Genomic DNA, 12892 nt, shown 5'->3' with positions numbered 1-12892 from the left:
CCGCTACGAGAAGACCGCCACCGTCTTCCAGGCCGGCCTCCACATCGCGGGGATCTTCATCTGGTCCGCCCGCTGATCCAAAAGAAAGGACCTAGAGGCCGGGCGGGAGGGCGGTCTCGGCGGCGAGAGCGGTGATGGCCTGGCGGTCCTGCGGGGCGTAGACGGACAGGTCGAGGCCGGCGGCCTCGCCGGGGGGCGGTGGCCGTGGCGTCGGCGGACAGGCCGGCCTCGACGATCAGGTGGTCGACGGCCTTTGTGAGGTCGGCGAGCGACTCGGTGAGCCGGCCGAGGGCGGAGGCGTAGGAAGCGAGGGTGAACAGAGCGGCGGGGGTGGTCGGCAGCCGCGTGTTCAGCAGGTCTTCCAGCCGTTCGGCGAGCGCGGTGATCACCTTCGGCCCGGTGGTGAGCGGCCCGAGGACGGGGTGGAGGTGGGAGCGCGAGGGCGGGGTGGTGTGCTGGGCGATGACGATGCCGGAGACGGCCTCGGCGACCTTGGCGAGCCACGCGGCGAGGTCGGCGTGCGTGGAGGCGGGGGCGGTCATCATCGGGCCTTTCGGGCGGCGGTACTGGTTGCGAAGCCGGGGGAGGCGGTGGTGTAGGCGGGGCTGGCAGCGGTCGGCGCGGGGCGGGTGGACCGGGCGCGGGCGGCTCGGACGCGGGCTTCCTCGGCCGGGCTGAGGCCGGGCGGGAGGTTGAGGCCGGTGCGGCCCAGGCGGTTCTGCGCCGAGCGGTAGACCGCGTAGTCGGCACGGGGGCCGGCGGCGACGAGGTGGACCTCGCGCCGGTGCTGGGAGCCGGTGGGGGCGTCGCGGAACTGCACGACCAGGCGGTGCGAGGCCCAGTCGTTGCTGACGCCGAGGTAGATCTTGTGGCAGCCCTCCAGCCGGCCTTCCAGGCGCGTGGCGACGCGCTCGCCGTGGACGAGGTCCTGCAGGTGCAGCAGGGCCTGGTCGCGGACGGCGTCGGGGAGCTGACGCAGGTCGGCGATGGCGTCGGGGTGGGCGGAGAAGGCGAACTTGGCGCGGCTCACAGCGACCGCCCCCGCACGGGCTGCGCGACGGCGGCGGCTGCGGGCGCGGCGGCCAGGACGCCGGCGGCGGTGACGGCCGGGGCGGTGGTGCTGCGGGCGAGCGCGGCGCTGGTGCGCAGAGCGTCGGCGTGGCGGCGGTACTCGGGCGGCTCGGGCAGCGGGGTCGAGCGGCGCTCCAGCCAGTCGTTGGCGGCGGCGTGGTCGGCGAAGGCCCCCTCGCGCACGGTGTAGGTGAACTGGTCGGTCTGAAGCGTCTCCAGGAACACGCGGACGGGCAGTTCCTTGGCCTGGTTGTCGACGGCGATGCTCCAGCCCTCGACCTCGGACCCGTCGATTACCTGGCAGTCGGCGACCTCCAGGCTCTCGCCCGAGCGCCGGATGCGGTCCTCGACCTGGACGGACAGCTCGTCGGCGGGGCGGGGGACGTCGAAGACCGGTGCGAGCTTGTCCGGCGGGCAGCCGCGGTTGACCAGCCAGTTCTGCGCGAAGGCGAAAGTGGCGTGTCCGTCCCGGTGCAAGCTGAACTTGCCTCGGCTGCGGTCGCGGTCGACGTCGAAGGAGACGATGTTGGCCTTGTTGGGGTAGTCCCAGGTCGCCGTCTTGTCGAAGGCGATGATGAAGCTGCGCTCGCCCACGTCGTGCTGGGAGATGAGCTGGAAGTCCTTCTCCCAGGGGTGGCTGTACGCATAGCCGGGGGACTCGTCGGCGGGCTTGAGGCCGTCGAGGCGGAAGTCGAGGGTGTTCATGCGGCGAGTCCCAGCTGGTCGGGCGTGGTCAGGACGCGGTGGGCCAGCCGGGACGGACTGGTGGTGCAGGCGGCGAACGGGCCGTCCGGAGCGCGGAGCTGGAGCAGTGCGTGGTCCAGGTGGTCGCGGTGCCACGTCGAGGGTCCGCTCTGGCCGGCCTCGGCGGCGGTCAGCTGCTGCCACGCGAGCCACAGGGCGTGGAGGCGGGAGACGGCCTCGGGGTGCTCGTGCCACTTGGCACACCAGGGGCGGGTGGAGCCGATCTCCCGGCCGTAGACGGGCAGCAGGATGTGGGTGACCCAGAAGGAGAGCTCGGCCAGTTCGGCGGCGTACTGTGCGCCGCCCATGGCGAGGATGAACAGCGGCGGGGCGGCCTCGGGCGTTTCCTCGTTGCCGGGGCCCGGCTCGGTGAAGGCGGGCCCCGGTTCGTCGGTGGGTTCGGAGCCGAGGCGGTCGAGGATGACGCCGTGCTGGCGGACCTCGACCATGGTGCGGTTCAGGGCGCTGACAACGTCGTCGAGGTCTTTGTCGGGGATGCGGATCGGCTCGGGCTCGGAGGCGCCCGGCATCGGGGCGGATTCGGACATGGCACATCCAAAAGGTTCGGACGGTCGGGGAGGGCGGGGCCGAGAGGTCTTCTTCGGGTCATGGCGGGGGCTCCGGGTGAAGCGCGGTCGTGAGGGACAGAATCCGCAGGATCGGCGGTTTGGGTGGGCCGCCGATTCGTGCTAGGCGCAGGCCAGTTGGGTGCCGTGGTCTTGGACGAGGCGTAGGCCGAGGGCGACGGCGTCGGCGAGGGTGTCGGTGAGCGGGTGGCCGGCGGCGGCGAGCTTGGCGGGGTGGTGCAGCCCGCCGGTGTGCAGGACCGCGTGCGCGCCGTTGGCGTGGGCGGCATCCGCGTCGTCGACGGCGTCGCCTACCAGCAGCACCCGGTGCGCCTGCTCGGTGAGGCCGAGGGCTTCGAGGTGGGCGGTGAGCGGGGCGGCCTTGGTGCCGCCGGCGGGCCCGGTGCGGCCCTCGATCCGGGTGAAGAAGTGCCCCATGCCGGACTCCTGGACCTCGCGCACGAGGGTGTCGTGCGGACACAGCGACAGCAGCGACTGGGTGTGGCCGGCCTCGCGCAGGGCGGTCATCAGCTCGGCGGCGCCCGCGCGCACGCGCACCGGCTGGGCGCGCAGGTGGGCGAGGAAGGCGTTGTCGCTGGAGATCCACTCCTGCTCGGTGATCGTGCGGCCGAGCAGGCGGGCATAAAAGTCGGGGATCGGCACGGTGTGCTTGGCCCGGTAGGTCTCCCGGTCGACCGGGGCGCCGTCGAGGGCGGGCAGGGTCGCGTTCAGCGCGTCGACGTGGTCGTCGAGGTCATCCTTGATCGTTCCATTCCAGTCCCAGACCACGTGCATGCGGGTGGCGGGCGTTGCGGCGGTGAGGAAGGCGGTGTTCACAGCGGTGTCCTTCGGGATGAGCGTGGCGGTCAGACAGAGAGGTGGTCGTTGAAGCGGCGCAGCAGCCACAGCGCGAAGGCGGCCCCGGCGAGCGGGACGGCGGCGACGAGCAGCGGGGTGGTGGTGAGGGAGGCGAGGGCGGTGCCGGCGGCCTGACCGACACCGATGCAGGCGATCAGCCAGGCGAACGCCTCGGTCGATTCACCCTCGGGGGCGAGGCGGTCAACGGTCAGGAAGGCCGCGGTCAACAGCGGCGCGAGGAAGGTGCCGGGCAGGACAGCGCCGAGGACGGCGACGGCGGGCGCCGGGTCAGGCAGCAGCGGCAGCCATCCGGCCGCGAAGCCGATCGACGCGGCGAACAGGTGCTTGGCCGGGGCGCCGGGCCAGGCGTGTCGACCGTAGGCCAGACCGCCGAGCATGCTGCCGATGGACAGCGCGGCCGGCATCACCCCGGCCAGCCACCCGGCATGGTGGCGCTCGGCGGCGGACAGCGCCAGGATGTTGACCGCGCCGAGCGCGACGCCGGTGCCGATCAGCGCGGCGAACAGCACCCGAAGCCCCGCCACCCGCAGCGGACCCGTCCAGCGCACCGCCTCGGTGAACTCCGTCGGCGTCCAGGCGCGGGAGGGCCGGGCGGAGACGACAAGGCCGGTACCGAGCAGGCCGAGCGCCGCGGTCGCCACCAGCGCGGTCATCGCTCCGGCACCGGCCGCGAAGCCGGTGGCCAGCAGGGGTCCTGCGACGAACACCAGGCCCTGGGTGCTGCTGTCCAGCGACAGCGCGGTGCGCTGGCGTTCGGCGTCGGGCACCAGCACCGGCCAGAGCGCCCGAAGGCCGGCCTCCAGCGGCGGCGTCGCCAGCCCCGACACCAGCACGGTGAGCGCGGCGAACACCGGATGGCGCACCGGACCGGTGCACGGCAGCAGCAGGAACGCCGTGCTCGCCGTGGCCGTGGCGGCGACGAGGATCCGGGTCTGGCCGTGGCGGTCGACCAGGCGCCCGAGCAGCGGCTGCCCGAGCGCGGACGCGAGCCCGTACAGGGCGCCGAGGGCTCCGGCTAGGGCGAGTGAGCCGTGCTCGGCGCGCACCAGCAGCAGGATCGCGATCGGCGCCATGCCGGTGGGCAGGCGGCCGATCAGGGTGCCGCCCAACAGGCGGGTGACGTGCGGCGAACCCAGGACAGCGCGGTATCCGCTGTCCTGGGCTGGGCCGCAGGCGGTGGTGGTGCTCAAGGGAGAAGGTCCTTCGGTCGTACGGCCGGCGGCGCGCGGGCGCGCCGGACCGGGGCATGCGCAGGCATGACAGCCCCCTCGATTCGGTGCGGCTGCGGAGAGCAGAGTCCGCGGATTCCGGGATTTGGTACGGCCGTGAAAAGGAGGTAAAGCCCCTCAGCCGGTACGGCAGCGCGGGCAGAGTGGGAACGGTGGAGCCAACAACTCCAGCGCCCTGGCAGCCTGCTGCGGAACAACACCGTTGCCCAGGGCGGTGAGCTGGGCCGGGCGGCCGAGCCCCGGGGTGGCGGTCACCCAGCCAGGATCAAGCCCTTGCATCCACTCGACGAACTCCGCGCGAAGCCGCCCGCCTTCGTCGGTGGGCGGCGGCGCCGGGCGGGTGAGCGTCTCCCATCGGACGCCAAGCGCCGGCATACGGTCCCCACCGTCCGGCGTCGAGCCGTCCAGCGGCGCGGCTTCCGTCCACAGCGGCAGTGCCACCGGCTCCGGCACGGGCGGGGCCGGTCGCCTGCGGGAGCGCGAGGCCAGGTGTCGCGGTGAGGAAGGCCGGAGCGAGGCCGCTGCCGAGGGCAGGGTCAGGTCCCTGCCGCCGTGCCGCTGGTTCGGCGAGCCCTTGATCCCTTCCGAGGCCTTCGGCGTGGGCAGCAGCCACTCCACCTCGTCCGCCAGATTCGGACCATGGCCGCCGCTCTTCCTCTTCTCCGGATGCTGACTGCCGCCGTTCGTCGCGATGTTGCTCGTCGGGGTCTTCAGCAGTGCCGTGGTCGGCGGGCCAGGCGGTGAGGAAGACCCTGGCCCGGTGGTGGGGTGCACCGACGTCGGAGGCGCGCAGCACGAGCCACTTCGCGTCGTACCGGAGCTCGGCCAGGGTGCCGAGTACGGCGCCAAGTGCCCGCAGATCAGGGGCTGAGTCGTCTCCCAGACACCACGGGCAGGGTTCCACGTCGCCAGCGGAGGCGGCGACGGCGGGGGAGGTGAGGAGACCTCGGACATTCTCGACCACCAGGAGATGCGGGCGCAGGGCCTCGACCGCGCGGGCCACGTGCAGCCAGAGACCGGATCGGGTTTCGGGGCTGAGTTCGGCGCGACGGCCGGCGACCGAGACGTCTTTGACAGGGGAACCCCGCCGTGAGGACGCACACCCGCTCAACGTCGGTCCAGTCGACCGTGGTGACGTCGCCCAGGTTCGGCACACCCGGCCAGTGCCGGGCCAAGATCCTGGAGGCGCCCGGGTCTACCTCGGCCTGCCAGCCGACCCGTCCGTCGAGCGCGGCCAGGACCCCTAGGTCGAGGCCGCCGTACCCGCTGCACAGGCTGCCGATCAGCGGCCCGGGGCCGGCGGCCGGGGGCACGGGCGTCATCGCTGGCTCCGTACGGAGTGAGCGGCAGGCGCCTCCGGTGCCGGTGCAGGGCCGATCGGGTTCACTGGAGAAGGCGGAACTGCGGTGGTGGAGCGGCTCAGCGCGGCTTGGCGGCGAAGGTCGTCGGACGGCGTTGAGAGGTGCCGGGCGGCCTGGTCCAGCGTCTGGGCTCCGTGGCGGAGTTCGTCCCGGGCGGTTTCCACGGCGTACTCGATCACCCGGACCGCGTCTTTGCGGGCCTCCCGGGCCCAGGGGAGCTGACGAACGTCGGCGGTTGTGCCGAGGAAACCGAGTTGCTGGGCGACCTGCCCGAGTGCGCCGGAGGCTTCGCCGAGGTTGCTGACGGCTTCGGCGTACGCCATGGCGGCGCGGATCGCGTGGCCGGGCGCGGGCTGCTCGGCGGCGCGGGCAGAGAACTCGTCTCCCAGTTCCCGGATGAGGATGCCGAGTTCGGCTATCTGTCGGCCGACCTTCACGGCGTTCGGGATCTCGGCCGGACCGGTGGCGGGAAGCAGCGCTTCCTGCTGCCGCAGGGCGCTCGCCCGGGTCCGCAGGGCGAGCGCCTCGTCGAAGGGTGCGTTCACGGGTGGCTCCTGGAGGAGAGGCGGGTGGTGGTGAGGGCCGGTGCCGTAGGGGGCAGCACTGGGTTCGGCGCGGGCCCTGCTGCCACGGCGGTGGCTGAGCGGCTGCGGGCGGCCAGCACCCGGTTGTCGTCCGGCACGATGACTGATGCTGTCTGTCGCAGGGTTCGAGCGGCCTGCTGGAGCTCGCCGCGTGCGACCTCCGAGGCGAAGCCGATGACGTGCCTGACGTTCCGGCGCAGTTCCTGGGCCTTCGGATCGCGGCGCTTGTCGGCCGTGCGTCGCAGGTAGGTGAGTTGCTCGGCGGCCTCCCCGAGGTCGGCGGCGGCCCGACCGAGATGCCCGATCGCTTCGGCGTATGCCCCGGCGGCACGGAGCGCATGGTCGGGGGCGGGCAGGTCGGTGATGCGGGTGGTGAACTCCTCGCCCATGGCTTGGATGAGGGAGCCGAGTTGGGAGATCTGGCGGCTCAGCGCGTCGGGGGCCGGTGCTTGGACGGGGAAGCCGGCGGGTGGCACCAGGTCCCTCTGCCGCTCCAGCGCGCTTGCGTGCGCGTGCAGGGTGAAGGACTCGCTGTCGGGGGTGTTCACGAGGGGCTCCGGGAGGGCTGGTGGGGGGTGGGGTGGTGGCTGCCTCGACTCGGCACCGGGCCGGTGGCGGGCGCACGGTCGGGTGCCGCGGTCTTGCGATCGCGAGAGAAGGTGGGGCTGCGGGCGAGCGCCGCGTGGACTCGGGCCGCTTGGTCGGTGGCGGGCCGGGGCGGCTCGGGAGGGGACGTGGCGGTGAGCCAGCGGGCGCGTACGTCGTCGAGCGAGCCGAGTGCGTGCAGCGCGTGGCCGATCAACTGCCCCGGTGCCAGGCGCAGGTCGTCGGCGTGGGCAGCGATCCGCTGTGCGGCGCCGGCAGCGGTCCGGGTGACGGAGGAGCGCAGGAGCCGCTCACCGAGCCACTCGGCCGAGCCTGCTGCCCCGTTGCTGAGGATCGGAGCGAGCCGGTCCTCGGTGAGGGTGCCGTCCGCGAACAGACCGCGCCGCTGCACCTTCCACGCGACGGTGACCGGGTCGATCACCTCGCCCCGGTGATGAAGCGCGCCCACGCACCGGTAGAGCTGGCCGTGGCCGGGATCGGCGAAGTCCTGGGGCCGCAGCCAGTCGAAGACCTCCTCGATCGCGCCGTCCTGGTGAACCAGCAGCGCCAGCAGGAACTGCTCGTCCTCCAGCCGGTCCAGCGCGGCCGAATCGACGACCGGCGCGGTAGCAGTTGGTGTCGCGGGCGCGACCGGGCGGAGCTGGGTACTCCACCGTCCTGCCAGCTTCTCCAGGACGCCCGCGAGCACGTCGGCCTGGGCGACGGCTCCTCGAACCTCGTCCTGAACGGCGTCCTCCTGGGCGACGGCGAGCAGGCGGGCGGCGTGCTCGGCGACGGTGCGGTGGATTGAGGCCTCCAGCACCATGCGCCCGTAGACCGGAGCGTGGGCTGGCCGGGGGCATGCGGCGATCAGGGTGTGCGGGTAGGAAGCGGTGAGGCCACACACGTGCTTCCCGGCCTGGGCGAGCGCGTCGGTCACCCACGCCAGCGGCACCTGGCCCTCGGCACTGAGCGCCGGGTGGCCCTCGGCGCGCAGCTCCTGCAGCGCCGTGAACATCGCCTGGTGGGCGGGTCGGTAGAAGTCACGGGCCTCCAGCCAGTCGAGGGCGGCGAGCTGGCGCGGGTCGAGCAGGACGGCTCCGAGCACGGCCTGCTCGCCGCGCAGCAGCGGGTCCATCACCGCTCCCGCTGCTGGGAGCGGAGCCCGGCGACCGCCTGGTCGGCGGCGGCCTTCGCGGCGGTGAAGCGGTCCAACTCCCCGGTGAAGGTCGGGTCGGTGGCGAGGACCGAACCGTCGCCGGTGATCAGCCACCACCGTCCGGCCCGGCGGACGACCGGTGCCCCGGCCAGCGGAGCCGAACGACGGTGGTCGGCAGGCGAGTTGGTGATGGACATGAAGACCTCCAAGGGCGATCGAGCGGTTCAGCGGCTGCGGCGGGTGGCAGTCAGCCCAGCCGCCGCAACGGCACCGGCCGGGAGTCGCGGCGGTGCGCTCGGGCTCGGGGCACGGGAGGGTGAGGAGGCGGTGGCGGCCCGCACCCGGGCCTGTTCCGGTGCCTCGCGTATGGCGTGAGCGGTGTCGGTGAAGCGGCGCCGGGAGGCGTCAAGGCCGGACGACGGCGCCCACCGGGCGGCCTGGGCGGTGAGCGCCGGGGCGAGGGCGGCGACCTCGGTGGCTGGAGCTGAGCCGCAGGCGAGCAGCCGGGAGTGCGCCGACCACAGGTTCAGGGACCAGTCCCCGTCATTCAGCAGAACCGCCTGGACATGAGCAGTACCTGGGGTGTCCTGATAGACCCAGGTGCCACTGCGCGACTGTCGCCAGCCGGGCCCGACGAACGGTGGATCGGGCACTTCGGTTTGGAGCTTGGGCCTCAATCGGTTGCCGGTGGTGCTCCGGCGGGTCATGCCGTCAGCCCGAAGGAGTCGCGGCCGACGCTGACCGGCTGGCCGGCGCGGCAGGCCCAGGGCGAGCAGCCGTCCGCGTCACCAGCCTCCAGTTCAGCGTCGGCGAGGGCGTCGAAGACATCCATCTGCCGACCCGCCCACTCGTGCGCAGTGATCCGGTCGATCGGCGCCTCGTCCAGGGGACGGCGGCTGCGGTGCAGATACGCCTGCCCCAGCAATGGGGTGCCCTCGGCGGTCGCCCGCGCGTTGCCGTTGCGGATAGCGCGGTCGAACTCGACGACGTCCTGCCACTCCTCGGGCGAGCCGTCGCGAAGGGCCCGCCACTGCGTGTTGCCGTGATACGGACACCCGAGACAGGACGATTTCGGGGTGGACTCGAAGCCCCGCGAGCGCAGCAGCCGCAGGCAGTCCGCGCGGGAGAACCCCTCCTCGATCAAGGGGAAACGATTCCTCATGTAGGCGACGTCGGCGTCCTTCGCCCGGTGGAATTCGTCGGTGCTGATGCCGATCCACTGCTCCACGAACACTCCGGACGGCACCCGCTGGGGGTGCGGGTGGCCGAGCAGGGCGCGGACCTTCTCCTTGATGGGCCGGATCTTGTACTGGCCCGTGCACTGGCGACGCGAAAGCCCCTCGGTGCCTTGCGCGTTGAGGATGTGCAGTGGCATCGACGCGAAGCGTTTCGTCGGGTCGAGGGCATCCGCCCTGAGGTTGCCGGAGGACACTCGCAGGATCGGGATACCGGCGGGCTCGGCGACTTCCCGCTCGATCCGGTCTAGGTGCTCGTAGACGGCACGCGGCTCCCAGCCCGTGTCGGCGAAGATCGCGTAGTCGAGGCGGGGCAGGTGGCCCTCGGCGGCCAGGAGTAGCAGCGCGCTGCTTTGCACTCCGGCGCCGAGGGAGAGAACTCGCAATGTGGGAGCGGTCGTTGTGGTCATGGAGGGTCCTTGGCGTGGGTGAGTGGACGTGGCACCCCCGGTCGAAGGGGGAGGGGAAAGTAACCGGGGGCGGCGCTGGCCGAAGAAGAGGCGGGTTCCCGCCCGGCGCCGCCGGTCGGGTGGGTCAGGCCGAGAGGGTGAAGTCGTCGCGGCCAGCGGTGCTCTTGGCGATGGCTCGTTCGGTGATGGCCTGGGTGGCACGGGCGGACGCTGGGCCGATCTCCTTGGCGGAGCGCTCCTTGTACCAGGGCTTGAGGTCGAGCATCGCCACCCGCATGCCGGTCGCGAAGAGCAGGATCTTGCCCTTGGGAAGGGCGCGGATCTCGTCGGGCGGCAGGATGCGCTCGGTGCGCATCGACACCGACGTCGACTTGCCGCTTCCGGAGTCGGACACTGAGACGGTCTGCACGTCGTGCTCGCCGATCTGCCTCGACAGCTTGTCCGCGAAGTCGGCATCATCGATACCGCTGCCGATGACCTTGACGGTGGCCGCCGACCAGAGGGCGTCCATGCCGGCCTCGCCCCAACAGCGCTGGCCCTGACGGTAGGACTGCAGGATGGTGATCGGAATGACGCCCCGGCTGCCGAGGTGGGAGTAGAGGTCCGGCAAGTCGCTGATCTTGCACACGTTCGCGGCCTCGTCAAGGACGCACAGGGCGGGCGGGTCGAGCCGTCCGCCGTTGCGCTCGGCGACGATGACGGCCGCGCGCATCACCGCGTCGGCCGCAGCGGCGATGATCGCCGAGGCGGAGCCGCCGCCGTCCTTGCTGAGCAGGAACAGGGTGTCGCGGGAGGAGGCGAAGTCGAACGGCTTGAACTCGGGCAGGCCGGGTGCGGGGGTGACCCAGGCGGCGATCTCGGGGTCCAGAAGGCAGCTCGCGTACTGCCTCGCCGTCTCGTAGATGCCATCGCGCGTTTCCGTGGCGCCGGTGACGGTGCCTTGGAGCTGGGCGGCGACGGCGTGGTGGCCGGAGTCGCCGAGCAGGTCGACGGGGGTGCGGTCGGAGGGGGAAGCGAGCCAGGCCAGCACGTCGGTGATCGGGCGGCGGTGGCTCGCGGCGGCCAGGAAGAGCGCGCCCAGGGTGTTGGCGGCGGCGGTGCTCCAGAAGTCGGAGCCGCTGGACTCATCCACGCTCGCGGTCACGAAGTGCCCGGCAAGGCGCTTGGCACCAGCAAGGTCGCGGGCGTCCGCAAGGATGTCCCACCACATCTCGCGGGGGTGGTGCGCGATCTGCTGCGGGTCCAGCGTCCAGACCTTGCCGACCTTCGCACGGGCGTCGACGCACGCCGTGTAAGCGTCGTTGGCGGCCTTGTTTGACGTCAGCAGGACAGGCCCAGGGGCGGAGAGGATCGCGGGGATCGCGATGCCGCTCGTCTTGCCGGAGCGGGGCGCCATGATGGCGACCATCACGTCCTCCCACGAGGCCCGGACGTCGGCCTTGCCAGGGGAAAGCGTGCCTATGGGGATGCCGCGGTCGGCCGAGGCTATGTCCTTCTCGTCCCTGAGGCTCGGGCGCAGGCTGCGGGCCTTGGCGGTGATCTCCTTGTCCAGCAGCGGAGCGATGTCCGCCCGCCGGGCCATGCCGCTCTTCGTCCCGGCGCGCTGGCGCAGCCACAGGACGAGCCCGGTGACGGTGAGGGCGACGGCGAGCGCGCCGGGGATGACGCGGGCACCGATCAGGACGGCGGCCGGGCCAAGGCGGGGCCACAGCCGGTCGGGGTGAAGGAGGGCTTCGGTGACATGGAATGGCGCCCACGGGCCGGACCCCGCAAAGTAATTGGTGAGGTTGCCGGTCAGCCAGGCGAGGGAGCCGAAGGCGAGGGCGGCGCCGACGACGGCGAACAGCAGGTAGAGGAGCGCGTCCGTGCCGGTGGTGGTCGACGGCGCGCCGGTGCGCGGGGCGGGCAAGAGGGAGTCCAGGAGGGTGCGAGCGGGCGGTCGGCGGGGCGCGCTCGGCTCTCGAACGGATCACGGTGCTCTCCACGGGAGGTGGGGTTGGCGGAACGTTTCAGCGGGCGCGGCCGGCGGGCCTGGCCGCAGCGGCCGGCACGGGCGGCAGCCGGGTGGAGTCGGCGGCGGGCACGCCCGGGGCGGTGACGGCGGAGGCGGTGGTGCTGCGGGCGACGGCGGCACGGGTGCGCAGGTCGTCGGCGGTGGCAGTTCGGACCTCCGCGGTGTCTGCCGCGCCGGAGGCGGCGCTCCGAACCTCGTCGAGGGCCACGTCCAGTTCGGCGTGGACGGCAACGAGTTGGTCGGACGCGGAGCCGAACCGGTCGGAGAGCTCGAACTGGTCGGGGTCGAGATCGGTGATCTGCTCGGAGGCGCTCTCCAGGGCCTCCTGGAGGCGGACGAGCATCCCGTCGTCCGGGCTGAGCAGCTCGTCGAGCACCCCGGCGAGTTCGGCGAAGCTGGCGCTGGACCGTAGCGCATCGGTGAGATGGAGGATCCGCTGGCCCGCGGTGCTGAGCGGCTCGGTGTCCAGCCGGGGGTCGAGGTCGACGTTGTAGCGGGCGGCGCGCAGCATCTCGGCGGCGTGGGTGGCGCTGGCGGCCGCGTCGGGGCGGGGCACGGTAGTGGGCAGCCGATGGCGGCGGCCGTGCCAGTCGTCGATCTGCTGGAACCCGGCGTGGCGGACAGGGTGGCCGACAGGTCGTCGCTGGTGCCCGTGGCGACAACGCTGCCGCTGGGCTCGGCGCTGATGGTGATGACGGGCATCCGGTGGTCCTTGACGGTGGGGACGGTGCGGGTGAGGTGACCGAGTTCGGCGGCGATGCGGGCGCACTCGGCCTGCACGTGGAAGGGGTCCCGGTAGGTGCTGTGGATGTATCCGTCCTCGCGCACGACGGTGGCGACGACGTGCACCGACCGGTCGCCATTGCGGATCGCGGCCCACCGGCAGCCGTGCGGGTCGCCGGCGGGGGCGAGCCCGGTGGCGGCGACCAGGCGCCGGGCGACGTCGGCCCACTGGGCGTCACTTAGAAGACATCTCATTTGGATCGCTGGGTAGGCTTCGCGGGTGATGATCGTGGAGCGGCTGGTGCCGGACGAGTTGTGGGAGCTGTTCCAGT

Annotated in this window: 16 protein-coding genes and 1 pseudogene; 1 reads left to right on the top strand and 16 read right to left on the bottom strand. The window is 72.6% G+C overall.

All coding sequences use genetic code 11. The features are described 5' to 3' along the window. Positions 1 to 56: 56 nt before the first annotated feature. The 16 genes and pseudogenes from ACZ4WV_RS35095 to ACZ4WV_RS35020 form a co-directional block, all read right to left on the bottom strand. Entirely contained in the window at positions 57 to 542 is a 486-nt protein-coding gene (locus ACZ4WV_RS35095) for a hypothetical protein (protein WP_465753103.1), read from the bottom strand. Continuing rightward, positions 542 to 1030: a hypothetical protein gene (locus tag ACZ4WV_RS35090; RefSeq protein ID WP_465753101.1), complete on the bottom strand. Its 489-nt coding sequence runs from the start codon at positions 1028 to 1030 to the stop codon at positions 542 to 544. The genes ACZ4WV_RS35095 and ACZ4WV_RS35090 overlap by 1 nt, the downstream gene beginning before the upstream one ends. Beyond that, entirely contained in the window at positions 1027 to 1776 is a 750-nt protein-coding gene (locus ACZ4WV_RS35085; protein WP_465753100.1) for a glycosyl hydrolase, read from the bottom strand. The genes ACZ4WV_RS35090 and ACZ4WV_RS35085 overlap by 4 nt, the downstream gene beginning before the upstream one ends. After that, positions 1773 to 2363 (bottom strand): DUF4913 domain-containing protein, encoded by a 591-nt coding sequence (locus tag ACZ4WV_RS35080; protein ID WP_465753098.1) that lies wholly within the window; start codon positions 2361 to 2363, stop codon positions 1773 to 1775. Before ACZ4WV_RS35080 ends, ACZ4WV_RS35085 begins: the two co-directional genes overlap by 4 nt. A 141-nt stretch (positions 2364 to 2504) precedes the next feature. Next, complete coding sequence (locus ACZ4WV_RS35075) at positions 2505 to 3218, bottom strand: HAD family hydrolase (protein WP_465753096.1); 714 nt, start codon at positions 3216 to 3218, stop codon at positions 2505 to 2507. Between the two features lie 29 nt (positions 3219 to 3247). After that, on the bottom strand, positions 3248 to 4450 hold the full coding sequence (locus tag ACZ4WV_RS35070; RefSeq protein WP_465753094.1) for an MFS transporter: 1203 nt from the start codon (positions 4448 to 4450) through the stop codon (positions 3248 to 3250). Positions 4451 to 4606: 156 nt separating this feature from the next. Then, positions 4607 to 4744, bottom strand: a complete 138-nt coding sequence (locus tag ACZ4WV_RS35065; protein ID WP_465753092.1) for a hypothetical protein — start codon at positions 4742 to 4744, stop codon at positions 4607 to 4609. Between the two features lie 10 nt (positions 4745 to 4754). After that, entirely contained in the window at positions 4755 to 5645 is an 891-nt protein-coding gene (locus ACZ4WV_RS35060) for a DNA cytosine methyltransferase (RefSeq protein ID WP_465753090.1), read from the bottom strand. After that, positions 5635 to 5811: pseudogene (locus ACZ4WV_RS35055) on the bottom strand (DNA cytosine methyltransferase); the annotation flags it as partial. The gene ACZ4WV_RS35060 and the pseudogene ACZ4WV_RS35055, both read right to left, overlap by 11 nt. Then, positions 5808 to 6395, bottom strand: a complete 588-nt coding sequence (locus ACZ4WV_RS35050) for a hypothetical protein (protein WP_465753089.1) — start codon at positions 6393 to 6395, stop codon at positions 5808 to 5810. The gene ACZ4WV_RS35050 and the pseudogene ACZ4WV_RS35055, both read right to left, overlap by 4 nt. Next, the gene (locus tag ACZ4WV_RS35045; RefSeq protein WP_465753087.1) at positions 6392 to 6982 is read right to left on the bottom strand and encodes a hypothetical protein; all 591 of its coding nucleotides are present in this window, start codon (positions 6980 to 6982) and stop codon (positions 6392 to 6394) included. The genes ACZ4WV_RS35050 and ACZ4WV_RS35045 overlap by 4 nt, the downstream gene beginning before the upstream one ends. Continuing rightward, on the bottom strand, positions 6979 to 8157 hold the full coding sequence (locus tag ACZ4WV_RS35040) for a DnaB-like helicase N-terminal domain-containing protein (protein ID WP_465753085.1): 1179 nt from the start codon (positions 8155 to 8157) through the stop codon (positions 6979 to 6981). Before ACZ4WV_RS35040 ends, ACZ4WV_RS35045 begins: the two co-directional genes overlap by 4 nt. Next, positions 8157 to 8375, bottom strand: coding sequence for a hypothetical protein (locus tag ACZ4WV_RS35035; protein ID WP_465753083.1), 219 nt, complete (start codon positions 8373 to 8375; stop codon positions 8157 to 8159). The genes ACZ4WV_RS35040 and ACZ4WV_RS35035 overlap by 1 nt, the downstream gene beginning before the upstream one ends. Positions 8376 to 8881: 506 nt before the next feature. Continuing rightward, a complete protein-coding gene (locus ACZ4WV_RS35030; RefSeq protein WP_465753105.1) occupies positions 8882 to 9757 on the bottom strand; it encodes an adenine nucleotide alpha hydrolase family protein in 876 nt (291 codons plus the stop codon). Positions 9758 to 9947: 190 nt separating this feature from the next. Next, a complete protein-coding gene (locus ACZ4WV_RS35025; protein WP_465753082.1) occupies positions 9948 to 11732 on the bottom strand; it encodes a type IV secretory system conjugative DNA transfer family protein in 1785 nt (594 codons plus the stop codon). Positions 11733 to 11832: 100 nt separating this feature from the next. Next, on the bottom strand, positions 11833 to 12393 hold the full coding sequence (locus tag ACZ4WV_RS35020) for a hypothetical protein (protein ID WP_465753080.1): 561 nt from the start codon (positions 12391 to 12393) through the stop codon (positions 11833 to 11835). A gap of 15 nt (positions 12394 to 12408) precedes the next feature. Between ACZ4WV_RS35020 and ACZ4WV_RS35015 the strand changes: the two genes are divergently transcribed. Then, positions 12409 to 12579 carry a hypothetical protein gene (locus tag ACZ4WV_RS35015; RefSeq protein WP_465753078.1) on the top strand — a complete coding sequence of 57 codons (171 nt, stop codon included), beginning with the start codon at positions 12409 to 12411 and terminating at the stop codon, positions 12577 to 12579. Positions 12580 to 12892 lie beyond the last annotated feature (313 nt).

The organism is Kitasatospora sp. NPDC029312 (assembly GCF_055569215.1).
Note: the sequence above shows the minus strand (reverse complement) of the source record. Positions and strands in the feature narration are given on the sequence as shown.

What these genes read in the sequence shown, in the direction of transcription:
- ACZ4WV_RS35095 (WP_465753103.1), bottom strand. Translation starts at nt 542, where the DNA reads ATGACCGCCCCCGCCTCCACGCACGCCGACCTCGCCGCGTGGCTCGCC.
- ACZ4WV_RS35085 (WP_465753100.1), bottom strand. Translation starts at nt 1,776, where the DNA reads ATGAACACCCTCGACTTCCGCCTCGACGGCCTCAAGCCCGCCGACGAG.
- ACZ4WV_RS35080 (WP_465753098.1), bottom strand. Translation starts at nt 2,363, where the DNA reads ATGTCCGAATCCGCCCCGATGCCGGGCGCCTCCGAGCCCGAGCCGATC.
- ACZ4WV_RS35040 (WP_465753085.1), bottom strand. Translation starts at nt 8,157, where the DNA reads ATGGACCCGCTGCTGCGCGGCGAGCAGGCCGTGCTCGGAGCCGTCCTG.
- ACZ4WV_RS35035 (WP_465753083.1), bottom strand. Translation starts at nt 8,375, where the DNA reads ATGTCCATCACCAACTCGCCTGCCGACCACCGTCGTTCGGCTCCGCTG.
- ACZ4WV_RS35015 (WP_465753078.1), top strand. Translation starts at nt 12,409, where the DNA reads ATGGCGGCGGCCGTGCCAGTCGTCGATCTGCTGGAACCCGGCGTGGCG.